17 protein-coding genes are annotated in these 16,325 nt (G+C 53.7%); 10 read left to right on the forward strand and 7 right to left on the reverse strand.

Features of this window, described 5'->3' with window-relative positions; all coding sequences use genetic code 11:
• The first annotated feature begins 33 nt into the window (after positions 1–33).
• Positions 34–501: an NUDIX hydrolase gene (locus tag BLS94_RS13475; protein ID WP_090961957.1), complete on the forward strand. Its 468-nt coding sequence runs from the start codon at positions 34–36 to the stop codon at positions 499–501.
• Between the two features lie 161 nt (positions 502–662).
• On the opposite strand, the gene BLS94_RS13480 is transcribed toward BLS94_RS13475, so the two are convergent.
• Positions 663–911: a hypothetical protein gene (locus BLS94_RS13480; RefSeq protein WP_090961960.1), complete on the reverse strand. Its 249-nt coding sequence runs from the start codon at positions 909–911 to the stop codon at positions 663–665.
• Positions 912–1,251: 340 nt separating this feature from the next.
• Between BLS94_RS13480 and hemA the strand changes: the two genes are divergently transcribed.
• The 4 genes from hemA to grxD all read left to right on the forward strand — a co-directional run bounded on the left by hemA (position 1,252) and on the right by grxD (position 4,981).
• Positions 1,252–2,505, forward strand: a complete 1,254-nt coding sequence (gene hemA / locus BLS94_RS13485) for a glutamyl-tRNA reductase (protein ID WP_072768683.1) — start codon at positions 1,252–1,254, stop codon at positions 2,503–2,505.
• Complete coding sequence (prfA, locus tag BLS94_RS13490; protein WP_072768682.1) at positions 2,502–3,578, forward strand: peptide chain release factor 1; 1,077 nt, start codon at positions 2,502–2,504, stop codon at positions 3,576–3,578. The genes hemA and prfA overlap by 4 nt, the downstream gene beginning before the upstream one ends.
• Before the next feature lie 124 nt (positions 3,579–3,702).
• A complete protein-coding gene (prmC, locus tag BLS94_RS13495; RefSeq protein WP_090961963.1) occupies positions 3,703–4,536 on the forward strand; it encodes a peptide chain release factor N(5)-glutamine methyltransferase in 834 nt (277 codons plus the stop codon).
• A gap of 127 nt (positions 4,537–4,663) precedes the next feature.
• A complete protein-coding gene (gene grxD, locus BLS94_RS13500) occupies positions 4,664–4,981 on the forward strand; it encodes a Grx4 family monothiol glutaredoxin (RefSeq protein ID WP_072768680.1) in 318 nt (105 codons plus the stop codon).
• Positions 4,982–5,090: 109 nt separating this feature from the next.
• Here grxD and BLS94_RS13505 read toward each other — a convergent pair whose 3' ends face one another.
• Positions 5,091–5,513, reverse strand: a complete 423-nt coding sequence (locus BLS94_RS13505) for a YqaA family protein (RefSeq protein ID WP_090961966.1) — start codon at positions 5,511–5,513, stop codon at positions 5,091–5,093.
• Positions 5,514–6,026: 513 nt separating this feature from the next.
• On the opposite strand from BLS94_RS13505, the gene BLS94_RS13510 reads away from it, so the two are divergent.
• A complete protein-coding gene (locus BLS94_RS13510; protein ID WP_072768678.1) occupies positions 6,027–6,770 on the forward strand; it encodes a 4-aminobenzoate synthase in 744 nt (247 codons plus the stop codon).
• Between the two features lie 112 nt (positions 6,771–6,882).
• On the opposite strand, the gene BLS94_RS13515 is transcribed toward BLS94_RS13510, so the two are convergent.
• A complete protein-coding gene (locus BLS94_RS13515) occupies positions 6,883–7,812 on the reverse strand; it encodes a LysR family transcriptional regulator (RefSeq protein ID WP_256325438.1) in 930 nt (309 codons plus the stop codon).
• Between the two features lie 110 nt (positions 7,813–7,922).
• Between BLS94_RS13515 and metE the strand changes: the two genes are divergently transcribed.
• A complete protein-coding gene (metE, locus tag BLS94_RS13520; protein WP_090961970.1) occupies positions 7,923–10,244 on the forward strand; it encodes a 5-methyltetrahydropteroyltriglutamate--homocysteine S-methyltransferase in 2,322 nt (773 codons plus the stop codon).
• Positions 10,245–10,748: 504 nt separating this feature from the next.
• Here the strand turns inward: metE and BLS94_RS13525 are convergent.
• The 4 genes from BLS94_RS13525 to BLS94_RS13535 form a co-directional block, all read right to left on the reverse strand.
• Positions 10,749–11,036, reverse strand: coding sequence for an HU family DNA-binding protein (locus tag BLS94_RS13525; RefSeq protein WP_090961973.1), 288 nt, complete (start codon positions 11,034–11,036; stop codon positions 10,749–10,751).
• 161 nt (positions 11,037–11,197) lie between these two features.
• Positions 11,198–11,317 (reverse strand): DUF4113 domain-containing protein, encoded by a 120-nt coding sequence (locus BLS94_RS15480; protein ID WP_143021706.1) that lies wholly within the window; start codon positions 11,315–11,317, stop codon positions 11,198–11,200.
• A 224-nt stretch (positions 11,318–11,541) separates the two neighbouring features.
• Complete coding sequence (locus tag BLS94_RS13530; RefSeq protein ID WP_090961977.1) at positions 11,542–12,129, reverse strand: hypothetical protein; 588 nt, start codon at positions 12,127–12,129, stop codon at positions 11,542–11,544.
• A 10-nt stretch (positions 12,130–12,139) separates the two neighbouring features.
• On the reverse strand, positions 12,140–13,777 hold the full coding sequence (locus tag BLS94_RS13535; protein ID WP_090961980.1) for a papain-like cysteine protease family protein: 1,638 nt from the start codon (positions 13,775–13,777) through the stop codon (positions 12,140–12,142).
• 390 nt (positions 13,778–14,167) lie between these two features.
• On the opposite strand from BLS94_RS13535, the gene BLS94_RS15365 reads away from it, so the two are divergent.
• The 3 genes from BLS94_RS15365 (at position 14,168) to BLS94_RS13545 (ending at position 15,857) form a co-directional block, all read left to right on the forward strand.
• On the forward strand, positions 14,168–14,599 hold the full coding sequence (locus BLS94_RS15365) for a hypothetical protein (protein WP_256325441.1): 432 nt from the start codon (positions 14,168–14,170) through the stop codon (positions 14,597–14,599).
• Positions 14,524–15,237, forward strand: a complete 714-nt coding sequence (locus BLS94_RS13540; protein ID WP_256325440.1) for an IS4 family transposase — start codon at positions 14,524–14,526, stop codon at positions 15,235–15,237. The genes BLS94_RS15365 and BLS94_RS13540 overlap by 76 nt, the downstream gene beginning before the upstream one ends.
• 230 nt (positions 15,238–15,467) lie before the next feature.
• Entirely contained in the window at positions 15,468–15,857 is a 390-nt protein-coding gene (locus tag BLS94_RS13545; RefSeq protein WP_090961987.1) for a surface-adhesin E family protein, read from the forward strand.
• Positions 15,858–16,325 lie beyond the last annotated feature (468 nt).

The raw sequence follows: 16,325 nt of genomic DNA on the forward strand, positions 1-16,325 counted from the left end.
ACTAAAACGACAAGCTTAGCATTAGAGGCACATATGCCTAAAACAAGCGCTGGCATCTTGCCCTATCGCAGCAAAGACGGCCGGTGGGAAGTTTTGCTTGTCCATCCCGGGGGACCCTTCTGGGCGAAGAAGGACCTCGGGTCCTGGTCGATAGCCAAGGGCGAGTATGAGGAAGGCGAAGACCCCCTTCAGGCTGCGTTACGGGAATTCCTGGAAGAAACCGGGCACCAGCCAGCCGGACCGTTTTTGCCGCTTGCGCAGCGGAAGCAACCTGGTGGGAAACTTATTGATGCATGGGCAACCGAGAGTGATTGGGATTCTTCCAAACTCGTGTCGAATACCTTCAGCATTGAGTGGCCAAAAGGGTCGGGGCGAGTTCAGACGTTTCCGGAAGTGGATCGCGCCGAGTGGTTTGAAATATCGGAAGCAGCCCGGCGCATTCTTCCGGGGCAGCGCGGCTTCCTTGATGAGCTTTACGAAAAACTCTCGACAAGTTCATGAACAACTACCCACCCTGGCGTTACATTTCATGTCTTTGTCCACTTGAAGAGCCTGCTATTCCCAGGAAACGACTACTGCTGATATCTCGTTTGGCAACCCTGCGGTAGCAAGCAACCTAACCCAGGTGGCCCATTTGATTTCAGCAAGATAACAGAGAAAAATCAACCCACCGATAATTCGGCGGGTTGATTATCGGCAGTAGAAATTCGATAGGAATGGAAGCCGAGGGGAGCCAGACCTACGCAAGGCCCAGCCTGGCTGGCCCAGTACACCTTGGATTCAGGCCACCCGATGAGCGATTCTTCATGCACGTAAGGCACCAGGCAATTATCCGACGCATTGAAAATCGCGTAAGACTTCCGCTCTATATAGCCTTCCTTGGTTCGCACATAGGGAACATATTTAGCCATTTGCCAATCTCCATAATAATGCTTCACAGTTCGATTGTACTGAAGACTTGTTACAGGACTTATAAGCAAATCTTCTAAGCTTCGCAGTTTTATCGAAATTCACTCTGCACTACCTCCCGTCGCTTAGGGTCCGCGTCCCAGATTAGATTGATTCCGTTATCCACTCCATAGCTGCGATAATGCACATTTAACCATGAGCACATCAACCCAACCTTGACATTCATCAACCCTGCTATTTTTCTGTAAACCTGAAACTCTTCTAAGCGATGGTATTCAAATGCTTGTAATACTATAATCAGCAAATTTTCAATTTCGTCACCGGTTACTCACATTGTCTTCCATGCAGTTATTTGCCTTTGGCATTAACCATCAAACCGCGCCGCTGGACGTGCGCGAGCAGGTTTCTTTTCCGGAAGATGCCATGGAGCATGCCTTGCACGACCTGGTGGCTCATCATCCGGTGAGAGAGGCGGCAATCGTTTCGACCTGCAATCGTACCGAGGTTTATTGCAGTACCGAAAAGCCGGAGGAAGCCACGCACTGGCTGGCGAATTTTCATCATTTGCAGACGCGGGAACTGGAGCCGTATCTCTACAAGCTGCCCCGCGAAAAGGCCGTGAAGCACGCATTTCGCGTAGCCAGCGGACTGGATTCCATGGTGCTGGGCGAGCCGCAGATACTCGGACAGTTAAAAAATGCGGTGAAATCCGCTGAGCACGCCGGCACACTTGGCATGCTGTTGCACAAACTGTTCCAGCGCACGTTTTTTGTCGCCAAGGAGGTTCGCAGTTCCACCGAGATTGGCGCGAACTCGGTTTCCATGGCTGCGGCCGCCACGCGACTGGCGGAACGAATTTTTGGTGATATCAGCGAGCAGCGCGTGTTGTTTATCGGCGCGGGTGAAATGATCGAGCTATGCGCCAGTCATTTTGCCGCACGCCATCCGAAGCGCATCACTGTCGCCAATCGTACCAGCGAGCGCGCACAAGCGCTGGCTCACCGCTTCAATGCGCAGGTCATTGCGTTGAATGAGCTTCCTGAACAGTTGGCGCTGCACGACATTGTGGTGACCTGCACCGCGAGCACCTTGCCTATACTCGGCAAGGGCATGCTGGAGCGTGCGATAAAAGCCCGCAAGCATCGTCCGATTTTCGTGGTGGACCTGGCCGTGCCGCGAGACGTCGAGCCGGAAGTGGCGGAACTGGATGATATATTTCTCTACTCCGTGGACGATCTTGCCGATATCGTCAAGGAAGGATTGGATTCCCGCCTGGGCGCGGTAGCGCAGGCCGAGGCGATTATCGATTCAAATGTGGTCAATTTCATGCACTGGCTGGAGTCGCGTGAACTGGTGCCCACCATACGTGCGTTGCGTGACCAGGCCGAACGGTACCGGCGCCATGAAATGGAGCGGGCGACGAAGCTCCTGGCCAAGGGCGAAGACCCGCAAAAAATATTGGAATCCTTGAGTAATGGCCTGACCAATAAATTTTTGCACCTGCCTTCCTATGCACTCAATCACGCCGCAGCAGACGAGCGTGACGATCTGGTCGATCTGATCAATCGTCTGTACCATCTCCACCGTCCAGAATGAACAAAAGCATGACTGCCAAGCTCACGCAGCTCAGCGTGCGCCTGGAGGAGCTGAATCGCCTGCTGAGCAGCGAAACGATCGTCTCCAATCTGGATAACTATCGCAAGCTGACGCGGGAACGCGCGGAGATTGCGCCAGTTGTCGAGCTTTATGACGCTTATCTGCAAAGTGAGCGCGATATCCACACGGCCCAGGGAATGTGCGGCGATGCGGATATGCGCGAGTTTGCCGATGCCGAAATACGTGACGGCAAAGAGAAGCTCATGCGATTTGGCGCGGAATTGCAGAAGCAGTTGCTGCCTAAAGATCCCAACGATGAGCGCAATATTTTTCTCGAAATCCGTGCCGGAACGGGTGGAGACGAATCCGCATTATTCGCCGGCGATTTGTTCCGGATGTATGCACGCTTCGCCGAACGCCAACGCTGGCAGGTCGAGATAATCTCGCAAAGTCCGTCCGAAGCCGGCGGTTATAAGGAGATCATTGCCAAGATCATCGGGAATGGCGCCTACTCCAAGCTCAAATTTGAATCGGGCGGCCATCGGGTCCAGCGTGTTCCCGCTACCGAGACCCAAGGCCGTATTCACACTTCCGCCTGTACCGTTGCGGTCATGCCCGAGGCGGACGAGGTCATGGAGGTCGCCCTGAACCCGGCTGAATTACGGATCGATACTTACCGCGCTTCCGGCGCGGGCGGTCAGCATATCAACAAGACCGACTCCGCGGTGCGCGTCACGCATCTGCCGACAGGCATCGTGGTCGAGTGCCAGGATGGCCGCTCGCAACATAAAAACAAGGCGCAGGCAATGAGCGTCCTCGCCGCGCGAATTCGCGACAAGCAGATGCGGGAACAACAGGACAAGCAGGCTGCTACGCGCAAGTCGCTGATCGGTAGCGGTGATCGTTCAGGGCGCATTCGTACCTATAATTTTCCTCAGGGACGAATAACCGACCACCGTATCAACCTCACGCTCTACAAGATCGACCAGATCATGGATGGCGATTTGAGCGACCTGTGCTCTGCGCTGATGTCCGAACATCAGGCGGAACAATTGGCGGCGATGGGGGAGTAGGGCGATACATTTTTTTTTGTTTCCCCTGTCGCTACCCCTTGTTCCCTCCGTTCCCTCCGGTTCTATCTGTCTGTATCGCGGATAGACCGCAACGCCAGGGCATAGTTTGAGGTTGATTCCACCCATGCAGCTGATCACTATTCGGGATGCGCTACAGCAATGGTGCCGCGACATCGACGATATCGATGCGCGTATTCTGCTGCAACACGTGCTCAATGTCAGCCACGCTCACCTCATTGCTCACGCCGAGCAGGCGCTTGATTCTAAACAGGCACAATCCTTTCGGCTGCTGGCGGAACGGCGTACTCGAGGGGAACCCGTTGCATATCTCATAGGCAAACGAGAATTCTACAGCCTGGGTTTTACAGTCACCCCGGCAGTTCTCATTCCTCGCCCTGAAACGGAATTACTGGTGGATCTGGCGCTGGCGCGAATTCCGCTGGACCTTCCCTGGAAAATTCTTGATCTTGGGACCGGCAGCGGCGCTATCGCGCTAGCCATAGCAAAACACCGCCCCCTGGCTAACATCGTGGCAGTGGATTTCTCCGCGGATGCCCTGGCGGTCGCTAAAATAAATGCCTGCCAGCTCGATGTCAATAATGCGCGCTTCATTGAAGCTGACTGGTTCGGCGACTTTAACGGTGAAAGATTCAACCTCATCGTGTCTAATCCCCCTTATATTGCAGATGGCGATCCACATCTCACTCGAGGCGATCTGCGCTTTGAACCCCACCTGGCGCTCGCGGCAGAGAACGAAGGCCTGGACTGCATCCGCTCGATCATTGCCGCCGCGCCTGCTCACCTGGTCGTAGGTGGAGCGCTATTGCTGGAACATGGCTATGATCAGGCGGAAGCTTGCAGGCGATTATTGAGCGAAGCGGGTTTCGAAAGGATATTTTCCCGTCCCGATCTCGCAGGCATCCCGCGAGTCAGTGGCGGAGCCCTTGAGATTGCATAAAGCCACAGGCTGCTGATTTGGAAACGGGGATATATTGATCGGACGAATCAAATCGCTTGTAAAGGACACACGTTTCCCCTAAGCTAATTTACGGTTTGTTTTTTTTTAAGGAAAAGAAGGAGTCGATATGAATACACAAGAAGTCATCAAGCAGCAAGTCACCACGCATCCTGTTGTGCTCTATATGAAGGGTACGCCCGATGCCCCTCAATGCGGTTTTTCCGCCCACGCTGTCAAGATCCTCCATACCTGCGGCGTCAATGATATTTTCGCGGTGGATGTGCTTGCCGAACCCCAAATAAGGCAGGGTATCAAGGAATATTCAAACTGGCCGACCATTCCGCAACTCTACGTAAACGGCGAATTCGTGGGCGGCTCCGATATCGTTGGCGAAATGTACCAGAGCGGCGAATTGCAGAAGTTGCTGCAGGGTAAAAAAGATTGAGTTAAATTGGAGGATTTGATTCAATGGAACAATGAGCCGGCGATAAGCGATAGCCGGCTTTTTGTTGGGTATTGTGCATGTCAAAGTGCACAATTGGCGAGTGATCAGGTCATGCGGTAATCGCTGCCGCGATTGCCCAGTAACGCGCGAACTTTCCGGCCGCCATGAACAGCATGGCCAATATCCAGTTAACTCGAAGCCAACCGGCGGCGACACACAGCAGGTCGCCGATTATCGGCACCCACGCCAGCAGTAGTATCAGACTGCCATGAGTACGTACCCACTGCAGGGCCCGCATGCTACCCCCGGAGTTTTTCAGGACCGTTTTTTCATCGGGCAAAAATAGCCCGATCGCGTAGGAACTCATGCCTCCCAGGGTGTTGCCCAGCGAGGCGACACTCAAGGCAGACCAATATAGCTCCGGGTAACCTGTTAAAACGCCAAATAACACCGCTTCTGAACCGCCAGGGAGCAAGGTGGCAGCAAGAAAACTGCTGATGAATAAGGCGAACAGACTTGATTGCTCATCCATAACAGTTTCTAAAAAATAGAGCTCCGGTAGCTAAAAAACTTGCGAACAATCTTATGCCGGCGCGAAAGCCGCACGCATTAGCATGGGTAGGGAACGCGCAACGGACAAGAGGCGGCAACGCGCGGACGATTCCTCGGGCATGAGTCTGATTGATGTCTCATAAAGCGGTTCAACGGTGCATTGCAATGTTCGCTGTGCTGCACGCGTTGGTGCCGCTATTATCCTGGCTGGGCGCAAAGGACCTCTGCCGTCCGCTGGGGCGCGTTTCGTGTCTCTGTCGCCCCGCTGGGGCATGCTTCGTATTCGTAGCACGCCGATTTTAACAGCTTAGCTGCGAAATAAGGGTTCTACGGATGTGCTCGGGGTTTCTTGATATATCGCAGGAGGACGTATGCGGATAGTTTTTGCAATAAATTTAAATCGTCCGTTAATCAATCACCAAAATTTGACTTAACGGTATTATCTGAGTGATGATAGGCTGCTAATTATCCACTCCCTTTCAAGAGGAAAATCATGACGACCACCGTATCTCTCAAGCAAAAGATCGATTCCATCATTAACGCCAAGCACCTGCTCAAGCATCCTTTTTATGTGGCCTGGACAGAAGGCAAGCTCTCCAAGGAGCAATTGCGCGGGTACGCAGAACAATATTTTCATAACGTACTGGCCGAGCCGACGTATCTGAGCGCGGTACATTTCAATACGCCGCATTTTCACAGTGAAGCAAATAGTGGTGACATCAGCGTCCGCCAGGAAGTGCTGAAAAACCTGATCAGCGAAGAGCATGGAGAAAAAAACCATCCCGCTCTATGGAAGAATTTTGCGCTGGCCCTGGGTTCGAGCGACAAGGACCTGGCTCGTGCGACGGCTTTGCCGGACACGGCCAGGCTGGTATCGACATTCCGCGACATCTGCCTGAACCAGCCGTTTTATGCAGGTTTGGCCGCAATGCACGCTTTTGAATCCCAGGTGCCGTCAATCGCTGCCGTAAAAATTGACGGGCTGGTTAAATTTTATGGAATGGATGACCCGGACAGTTACGAATTCTTTTCGGTACACCAGGAAGCCGACGTATATCACTCACAAGCTGAATGGACCTTGATTGAACGCTTTGCTGATACTGAGGAGAAACAGGCTGAGGTAGTGGCAGCAACTATCCGTGCGTGCGATGCGCTTTGGGGTTTTCTCGATGGCGTGTATGAGAATTATTGTTCCGACCTGGCCTGCGAAGACAGGACCGTCGTTACCTTGCATTAACTCCCCGCACTGGTCACTGGTGAGCAGACAACAGCTCGTTTGCTCACCAGCGGATTCATACCCATTGCAACTTCTTCTCCCTATCTTCCCGTTTTTGCCGATCGGCATTCATTCAATCCACCGGCACAATTCCATCCAGCGTAGCGAAACAGGTATTCTTCGCGGTTACCAGAAAATCACGTAAATAGGGGCGGGAAGCGGTTTCCGTAAGTGTGGACGCATATAGGTCGCTCCATAATCCGTGCGCGCCAATACGGCGGGCAATAACATAGTCATGGTCGACGTAGCTTTTGATTCCCCAGCTGGGTAAGGCGGCAACGCCGCGCCGGCTGGCTACCAGTTGCAGGATAGCCACGGTGAGTTCCGCCGTGCGCCGTTGCGGCTGGATACCGGCGGGCTTCAGCACGTTGAGAATCAGGTCGATACGATCTTCCGGTACCGGATAGGTAATAAGGGTTTCAGCGGCGAAGTCCATCGCTTTCAGTACCCGTTTCGTCCGTAAGGGGTGCTCCGGCGCCAGTACCGCCAGAATCTCGAAGCTGAATAGCGGATGATGGATAATGCCGCGCCGCCGCTTATGCTCAGATCCAATCACCACATCCGCGCCGCCTTCCTCCAGGAGTTTGACGGGATCACTGTGAAATCCGGATACCAGATCCAGCTCCACCTCCGGCCAGTGCTGGCGAAAAGCATCCATGAGCGGCATCAACCAATCGAAACAGGTGTGGCATTCCAGCGCGATGCGCAAACTGCCTGTTGCCTGCTGCGACATGATTGCGAGACTTCGTTCGGTTGCCTGGATGTTCTCCAGGACTTTTCCCGCGAGTGAAACCAGATGCTTGCCGGCATCGGTGAGTTCGACGGTTTGCCCGCGCCGCTGTACTATCGATAGTCCATAATGAGTCTGCAACGCCTTGATCTGATGTGATAACGCAGATTGGGTAAGGTGTACGCGCTTGGCAGCGCGTGAAACACTTCCTGTCTCGTGCAACGCTGCGAGCGTGCGAAGGTGGCGTAATTCAAGAATGGATACAAGTGACATAGGTATGAATATTATTCATTAATCTTCAACTAAATTTCATTTGATTCATAGTTTAGTCTGCCACACAATCATCCCTTACTGCAACCGGCAACTTACGTGGGGAATAATCAATGGCACTGACACATAACCTGGGTTTTCCGCGCATCGGCGCGCGGCGTGAACTGAAGCAGGCACTCGAGGCCTACTGGCGCGGCGATATCAACGACGAACAACTTGAAACCACGGCAGCTGAAATAAGAAAGCGGCACTGGCTGCTGCAGCGTGAAACCGGCATCGATCTCATTCCGGCCGGCGATTTCGCACTATACGATCAAATGCTGAATATGACGGCATTGCTCGGTGCGATACCCGCCCGGTTTAACGCTGGCAACGACGAAGTCGGACTGGACTTGTATTTCGCAATGGCGCGGGGGACGGCGGATCAACCGGCGATGGAGATGACCAAGTGGTTCGATACCAACTATCACTACATTGTCCCGGAATTCGATGCACAGACCACATTCCGTATCGCTTCGCCGCAACTCTTCAGGGAAGTGGCCGAGGCACAGGCTCTCGGCATTTCACCGAAAGTGGTGTTGATCGGGCCGCTCACCTATTTATATCTTGGCAAGGAAACCACCCCTGGATTCAATCGCCTGGACTTGCTGCCTCATCTGCTGCCGGTTTATCGCGACATTCTTGTCCAGCTTGCTGCCCTGGGCGTTGAATGGGTGCAAATCGACGAGCCATTGCTGGCGCTCGATCTGGATGACAATTGGTTACGTGGCCTGGACCAGGCCTACGCAGCCTTGCAGGGAGCGGAGAGCAGCGCGCCGAAGTTACCCAAGCTACTGCTGGCGACCTATTTTGAAGCCGTGGACAATCATGCAGGACGCTTGAAAAAGCTGCCGGTCAATGGTTTGCATATCGATTTGTGCCGCGCACCGGGTCAACTCGATACTTTTCTTGAGGGCTACCCTGCCGACAAAATACTGTCGCTCGGTATCATCGATGGCCGGAATGTCTGGCGTGCCGATCTTGCGCCGGCATTCTCGATTCTGTCACGTGCGCAGTCCATCCTGGGTGAGCGGCTATGGGTTGCGCCCAGTTGCTCCCTTTTGCATTGCCCGGTGGATCTCGAGCTGGAAACCCGGTTGGATGAGGAAATCAAAAGCTGGCTGGCATTTTCCGCGCAGAAATTGAGCGAGGTTTCGATACTCGGTCGCGGGTTGAATCAGGGAGAAAACGCGATACGCGACGTATTGGATGCCTCTACCAGGGCAAGACAAGCGCGCGCCGAATCGCCACGCATACACAGCCCGGTAATGCAGGAGCGCCTGCAACGTCTGGTGCGGGATGATATCGGGCGCGCAAGCCCATTCCCGGTGCGGCAAGCACTGCAACGGCAACGTTTGCAGCTTCCTCCGCTACCTACAACAACCATTGGTTCATTTCCCCAGACGCCGGAGATTCGCCACGCTCGTGCTGCCTTCAAAAAAGGCGAACTCGGCAATTTGCAGTACCTGGAAGCGATGCGTAATGAGATACGGCTGGCGATAAAAAAACAGGAGGAAATTGGGCTGGACGTACTCGTGCATGGGGAACCTGAGCGCAACGACATGGTGGAATATTTCGGCGAGCAATTGTGGGGTTACGCTTTTACCGAGAATGGCTGGGTGCAAAGCTACGGTTCCCGTTGCGTGAAGCCACCTGTTCTATATGGCGATATCTACCGGCCCGAGCCCATGACGGTGGACTGGATTCAGTTCGCGCAGAGCCAGACCGAGAAGCCCGTCAAGGGCATGCTGACCGGCCCGATAACGATGCTGATGTGGTCGTTCGTGCGTGACGACCAGCCGCGTTCGCTTACGGCCCTCCAGCTTGCGCTCGCCATCCGGGACGAAGTTGTGGACCTGGAGCAGGCTGGCATAGGCATTATTCAGATTGACGAGCCTGCTTTTCGCGAGGGGCTGCCATTGAAAAAACGTGATTGGAACGGATATTTTCAATGGGCAGTGGAAGCATTCCGTGTCGCCAGCTCGGGTGTAAGGGATGATACGCAGATACACACCCATATGTGTTATTCGGAGTTCAACGATATCCTGCCCGCCATTGCCGACATGGATGCGGACGTGATTACCATCGAAACCTCCCGCTCACGCATGGAATTGCTCGATGGCTTCGGCCATTTCAAATATCCCAACGAGATAGGTCCCGGCGTCTATGACATCCATTCGCCGCGGATTCCTCAAACCGCCGAGATGCTCGAACTGCTGGAGAAAGCCTGTCTGGTGATCGATCCAGGGCAACTCTGGGTGAACCCCGACTGCGGCCTGAAGACGCGAAACTGGCCGGAAGTGACCACGGCATTGGAAAGAATGGTCGAAGCAGCGCGCCTGTTACGCGCTCGGTTGGAGGTTTCGAAAACCGGGTCCGCTAGCGCCGTGGCATGAGCTGATCAAAAACGAAGATCCCATCAAGCCAGCATGACGACCAGAAGTGGGTATTCTCTTTCCTCGTGAACGATACTTTAAAAACGATACCGGGCATTGCCCTGTATCGTTTTTTTAGATGTTCTATTTCCCGTAAACGATATTTTAAACCCTAAAGTAGGCCGGGCTATGCCCGGTATCATTTTTTAATTGTCGGGCGCAGCCTGACCTACTTCACCTTATATGGTAGTGTCAGAAACTCTGTGTTTTTGCGGCACAGGGTTAAGTCGCAACTCCTTGGAATGGAATCGCGCCCCGAAGCGTCGAAGGGCCTCGCAAAGCGGAGGTCGGGCAACGTAGGAGATGCCGCGATCGCGTTCTACGCGCATCGGGGTGCGCTCCCGCTTCAAGGCCGCACCAGCTCTTCACGTCACAAACCACGCGCTCCACCCAGTTCAACCACCCAATTCAGGTTAAGCGCATCGGGCCGCTGCTATAAGCAAAGACGGGATTTTCGCCGTTGATTTACTTCTTCCCGGCGTCATTGACCGCAGCCTTGAGTGTCGCGCCCGGCTTGAATGCCGGAATCCTGGACGCGGCAATCTCCAGCTCTTCACCCGTCCTCGGGTTGCGGCCGGTGCGCGCAGCACGTTCGCGTACTTCAAAAGACCCGAACCCGGGCAATGAAAGTGAATCCCCTTTTTGTAGCGTATCCGAAATAATTTCGACCAGTGCGCCAACGGTGCGGCTCGCGTCGGCTTTGCTGCAGCCAGTCTTGGTGGCTATTGCTTCAATAAATTCAGTCTTATTCATATTTGAGAACTCCATTTTTAGTATTGGTTAATCGGGCTTACGACATTCCCTGATGGAGATGATGAAATAGCTCTACGGATTTCCATGGCTTGTTCTTTAACGCGCCTGAGCGACAGGCACGGTGCTCAGGCTTGTCGTGTAGCAGAACGGCATCCCATTCCCTACGCCCCCCGGATTCTATTGGTTCCGGCAGAGGCGATGGCGACCGTATTATGCCCATATCCGCGGTTCAAGGTATCCAGCGCTTCCATTGGTCTTTCCGACTTCTCACCGGTGCTCATGTTGGATGAGCAAACCCCGGCTTACGAATCTCGAAGATTTTCGGCTATTCACACTCCCGCCATCTGGTAATAGACCGACAGTGGGCGCTGTAGCGGTGCAAGTCTACAGCGTATCGGGTGCGCATGAAAAGCTCTCAAGTTGAAGCAACGGTGCAACTTTTAGTACGCCGCTAGCAAAACAGGTGCCGCGCTGCAGCCGTTTTGTTGTCACGCGAACTCAACGATCATCCGCCAGTTCTATCCGGTGCCTCAATCGGTACGCGGGCCCTGGCGGCGAGCTCCTTGAGCAGCACGGCGGCCGGAGCCGGCCTATCTCCCGGCGTTTCCACCGGAGAAGGCGCTAGTGGCTGCAGGAGATCGCCTTTTCCCTGCGGATCATGAAGCCAGAGAGCCTGAACGTAGAGTCCGGGAACGCTGAGAAGCCGCAGTTCAAAACCGCCTTGTCCCACTTCCGGAAACTCCCTCACCGCACGCATTGCCTTCGCGCTCGAGTCGACGAAGCGGCCTTCATTGAAAGCCGAGAAAACCTGCTCCTCCCGGGGTCCGGCAACCGTCTCGGCGGAAGCGAGGACATTGTCGCCCTCCTGTACGAGGTAGCGCCATCCGGTTGGCTTGGCAGCATCGAGACCGTTTCCGGCCGCAAGGTCGGTGAGGCCCAATGTGAATACCTGATGCGGCTCGGTGAGCTGCAGAGGCCCGGTAGCATTGCGTAGGGCGGGAGTTCTGAATGCGCGGTTCCTGCTCAAGTCCAGGAAAATGGAATGCACGGCATCCAGCGCCTGTTGTGGAGGTTTTGGAGCGATAAAGGCCATCTAAAACTCCTCAGTATTGAGTGTAGTAAGTATGGGTCCACGTCCCCGACCCTTTGTAGGCAGTCTGCAGGGTCGCGTAATTGACGTCCGAGCGGCCGTAGATCGGATCGTCAACCGATACGTAATCGATACCCCCCGCGCTATATTGCCCCATGATGATCAGGAAGTGGGCGCCGCCGCCCGACCAGGCCACCCGGATCCCCAGCGGACGCGCGAAGGTTACCTCGTCGTCGATCTGGGCGGTAGTGGCTATGCCGCCCACCCAGTGGTCGAAGTGGCCCACCACCGCGAGTGCCTGGTCGAGAAAGCCGTAGACGTTGCAGGGGCCGGATGCACCTGCGCCGCAACAGTCGGTTCGTGCCAGTTCGCCATTGGCCACGGCGCACTGCTGCCAGCCGCTACCCGGCTGGTAGAACAGGGCGACGCTGGTGGCTGTTGCCGCCCAGCACCAGTTCGATTGCTGCTGAGGCTGCATGAAGAAGTACATTTCGTCGAGCCACCAGATCGTATCGATGTGGTGCTCGATTCCCACGACAAGGGCATCGAGTGTGTCGGGGTCGATGTGGTGATCGGTTCCCACGACAAAGACATCGAGTATGTCGGGGTAGCGGCTTAATGCATTGATCGAGGTCCCCCGCGCGATGACCGGAAAAGCCCGAATCATACCGTGCCGGTTCCAGGGGCTCAATGCATTGATCGCGGATCCCGGCGCGACGCCGCCTGCGGCGATCTGGAACCAGGAGCCCCAGCCGGTGCTGGCGTCCCACGAGATGCTGAAGGCGCCGTGGTTCGGGCCCACGACGAAGACATCAAGGTGATTGGGATAGCGCGACACGACGCTGATGGACGTGTCGGGTGCGGCTAAGCCGCCCTCCACCACAAACCAGTTCTGAGCCCAACCGCCGTTGGCGTCCCACCAGATGCTGGCGATCTTATGGTCCGGGTCGACGACGAAGAGGTCCATGTGGGTCGGATAACGCGCTACGGCCGCAACCGAACTGTTCGGGGCGGCTACCCCGCCCGCGACCTGAAACCAGTTTGCCCACCCGGTGCTCGCATCCCACCAGGTGCTGAAGATGCCGTGATTGGACCCGACCGCAAAAAGGTCGATATGGTTAGGGTTGCGGGTCACCGCCGTGATTGACGTTCCGGCGGCGGCGACGCCGCCGCTGACAACGAACCAGTTCTCGGCCCATCCGCCGTTGGCATCCCACCAGATGCTGTAGATTTTGTGGTCCGATCCGACGACGAACAAGTCCAGGTGGTTGGGGTTTCGGGCGATGGCCGCGACGGAAGTCGCCGGCGCCGCCGTAAGGTTGGAAACACGGAACCAGCCGTTGGCCCACCCTCCGTTCGCGTCCCACCAGGTGCTGTAGATTTTGTGGTCCGATCCCACAACGAAAAGATCGAAGTGGTCAGGATTGCGGGCGACGACGGTGACGGTCGTCCCCGGCGCCGCGATGCCGCCGGCAACCTGGAACCAGTTCGACCATCCCGTGGAGATATCCCACCACGCGCTGTAAATTCCGTGGTCGGTGCCCACGCAAAAGATATCGAGATGCTGTGGATACCTCGCAATCGACGTAATAGAAGTCGACGGTGCCGCAACGCCGCCACTGACGCCAACCCAGTTCGGTGCCCAGCCCATTGTCTACTCCTTCCGTTAATATTCGTGTCCCAAAAAGTAGGACCTTATGTATCAGGAAAAACAAACGCTCTTTTTCATATGTGTGCGCATCACTCCAGCAAGATCAATCAGATCCAGTTCAAGCATATGTATATGCTTGATTATCAGAAATCTTTTACACGGTTCTCGTAAAGCCAGTTTTAGCGAATGACTCTGTCTCTCATGATTGCCTCTTGCTCAGGCCCAGCTTTGGTTCGATATCGAAACATAAAGGACTACTATTATCTGGAGCCATTCATTATTTATATATTGAAAGTGGGAAATTACAAATATGAAATACCTATACTTCGTTTCGATGGGTTCAGACCCACTGCTGTCCCACAAAACCGCTAAAAAAGGCCTGAATATCCTTTGTTGATTTACAATGAGTTTCTCGACAACTCATTGAAAGGCAAAGGGGTCCAGGCCATGGCGCATTGCAATACGGTTTTCTTGCAATTGCTTAAAATAGTTGGCAGACGTGAATTTGAAGCGATCGCTTCTTTGCATCACCAAGGGCAGAGTTTGCGTGATATTGAAACCAACCTGCAAGCACAACGCCAGCACAGCTATCACTTGGGCAGTGCGCCCATTGCCCGTTCCAGTCTGGCACGCCTGAATAACCAGCAGCCCGCCAGTTGTTACGAAGCGCTGTTCTACCGCCTTATGAGCGCTGCCTCAAGCGGGCGCCCAAGCACGGCTTTCGCTTTAAGAATCCGCTTTATGCGCTGGATGCTTCTCTCATTGATCTATCGCTCAAGCTTTTTCCCTGGTCGCACTACGCGTTGGGAAAAGGCGCCATGAAGTTACAGATTGGACTGGATTTAAGAGGCAATCTACCCGCATTTGCCACAGTAACGGAGAGCAGGAAGGCAGATAGCGAGTGCGCCAAACTGATTGCCTTGCCCAAAGGCAGTATTGTGGTATGTGATCGCGGCTACAATGATTATTCCTGGTACAAGTTACTGACCGGGCAGGGAGTCTTTTACGTGACCCGCCAACGGGGCAACGCCACCTATGAAGTTATTGAACGGCGTGCCGTTTCTGTTCATTCGGGCGTCATCAGTGATGCAGTCATTCGCTTCAATTCGCACCGCTCGCGCCGGAAGGATCTGCCCAACGTGCGCCAAGTGGTCTACCAGGATGCGCAAACACAACGGGAATATATCTTTATCACCAACCACTTCAAGCTGTCCACGCAAACTATTGCTGCCATTTATAAACAGCGCTGGCAAGTGGAGTTGTTTTTTAAATGGATCAAGCAAAACCTCAAGATCAAATCGTTTTTGGGCACCAGCAAAAATGCCGTGATGACTCAAATCTGGATTGCCATGTGCGTCTATTTGCTGTTGGCATTCATCAAATTCAGTCATCAGGTAGCAGTATCCCAGCAACAAATCCTGAGGTTGCTCGCACTTAGCTACGCGGCTGGTAAGAGATAAAACCCCGGTGGGCCAGCCCTCGGGGTTTTCCTCTTTTTCGGGTAAACGTCCAGAAGTGACCCGCCTGTGGTTTCGAACTGTCCGGTTTTCGGGGAAACGTCATACAATAGGGGCATGACCGACGATCAATGACCGACAAAAGGGGAGAAGATGGATACGCCATTTAGGTTGGTGCCTGACAGGATTTCTAATGACACGGTAGAGATGCCAAAATGAGGTATTTGGCAGCAATGTTAATAGCAATCTTTTCCACAAGCTCAAGTGCGGAATGGGTACAGTTTGCACTTGGCACTACCGGACCTGCTTATTACGATAAGAGCAGAATAAGGGACTTGGGAAACGGTGTTATTTCTGTATGGGAAAAATTTGTGGTAACAGATGATGTTTTAAAAAAATCAATTGAAATGGACCCATCTTTTAAGGACTACCGCTACACCGTAACCAGGGGAAATATAAATTGTAATGAACATAAGTTTGCCAGGACGGCTATGTATGCCTATAGTACAAACAGAGCTCCTTTTTTTTCATATTCTTATATAGAAAAAGATATTGAATACATAGATATAGTACCGCGGAGCATGTCGGAAGAATTAATGACACTTTTATGTCCCAAGAAATGAAAGGCGCAGGTTAAATGGGATAGAACAAGCTAAGGCCGAATATGAAATGAGGGTCTTTCATGAATTTGTTAAGGCCGCTCATTTTGAAGAGTGTCTGGTACCGATAGATCAGGAGAACTAAGAAGCCTCTGGTTTAATTATAAGGCGATCAAACTTCGCATCCTCGCCTCATTCCAGCCTTTTTTCAGGATGAAGCTAGACACCAGGAACATTCGCGACCCAACTCTATTTCCTGATCTTGAAGGGGCTTTGTCTCAAATTACCGCACTTTTGCCGATCGACGGACGGTGATGAAGAACTGGGGACAATCTGACCCCATAGATCAATAGATATAGGTCAACGCCTCTGTCGTCGTCAAGCCCCGTACCGTTTGGCGAATTGCGCCGAATTAAATGTAACCGAAAGGTATTCTGAGAAATAACGTTGCGCCATATTGAAGGTTACCGAAAAGGAGACCTTGATATGGTA

The sequence above is a fragment of the Nitrosospira sp. Nsp18 genome, from assembly GCF_900103145.1.
GTDB lineage: Bacteria > Pseudomonadota > Gammaproteobacteria > Burkholderiales > Nitrosomonadaceae > Nitrosospira.

Excerpts from the sequence above, each read along its gene's own strand:
- metE (WP_090961970.1), top strand. The coding sequence starts at position 7,923 with ATGGCACTGACACATAACCTGGGTTTTCCGCGCATCGGCGCGCGGCGT.
- BLS94_RS13515 (WP_256325438.1), bottom strand. The coding sequence starts at position 7,812 with ATGTCACTTGTATCCATTCTTGAATTACGCCACCTTCGCACGCTCGCA.
- prmC (WP_090961963.1), top strand. The coding sequence starts at position 3,703 with ATGCAGCTGATCACTATTCGGGATGCGCTACAGCAATGGTGCCGCGAC.
- BLS94_RS13535 (WP_090961980.1), bottom strand. The coding sequence starts at position 13,777 with ATGGGCTGGGCACCGAACTGGGTTGGCGTCAGTGGCGGCGTTGCGGCA.
- hemA (WP_072768683.1), top strand. The coding sequence starts at position 1,252 with ATGCAGTTATTTGCCTTTGGCATTAACCATCAAACCGCGCCGCTGGAC.
- BLS94_RS13505 (WP_090961966.1), bottom strand. The coding sequence starts at position 5,513 with ATGGATGAGCAATCAAGTCTGTTCGCCTTATTCATCAGCAGTTTTCTT.
- BLS94_RS13545 (WP_090961987.1), top strand. The coding sequence starts at position 15,468 with ATGTTAATAGCAATCTTTTCCACAAGCTCAAGTGCGGAATGGGTACAG.
- BLS94_RS15480 (WP_143021706.1), bottom strand. The coding sequence starts at position 11,317 with ATGAGCACCGGTGAGAAGTCGGAAAGACCAATGGAAGCGCTGGATACC.
- grxD (WP_072768680.1), top strand. The coding sequence starts at position 4,664 with ATGAATACACAAGAAGTCATCAAGCAGCAAGTCACCACGCATCCTGTT.
- BLS94_RS13530 (WP_090961977.1), bottom strand. The coding sequence starts at position 12,129 with ATGGCCTTTATCGCTCCAAAACCTCCACAACAGGCGCTGGATGCCGTG.
- BLS94_RS13525 (WP_090961973.1), bottom strand. The coding sequence starts at position 11,036 with ATGAATAAGACTGAATTTATTGAAGCAATAGCCACCAAGACTGGCTGC.
- BLS94_RS13480 (WP_090961960.1), bottom strand. The coding sequence starts at position 911 with ATGGCTAAATATGTTCCCTATGTGCGAACCAAGGAAGGCTATATAGAG.
- BLS94_RS13475 (WP_090961957.1), top strand. The coding sequence starts at position 34 with ATGCCTAAAACAAGCGCTGGCATCTTGCCCTATCGCAGCAAAGACGGC.
- prfA (WP_072768682.1), top strand. The coding sequence starts at position 2,502 with ATGAACAAAAGCATGACTGCCAAGCTCACGCAGCTCAGCGTGCGCCTG.
- BLS94_RS13510 (WP_072768678.1), top strand. The coding sequence starts at position 6,027 with ATGACGACCACCGTATCTCTCAAGCAAAAGATCGATTCCATCATTAAC.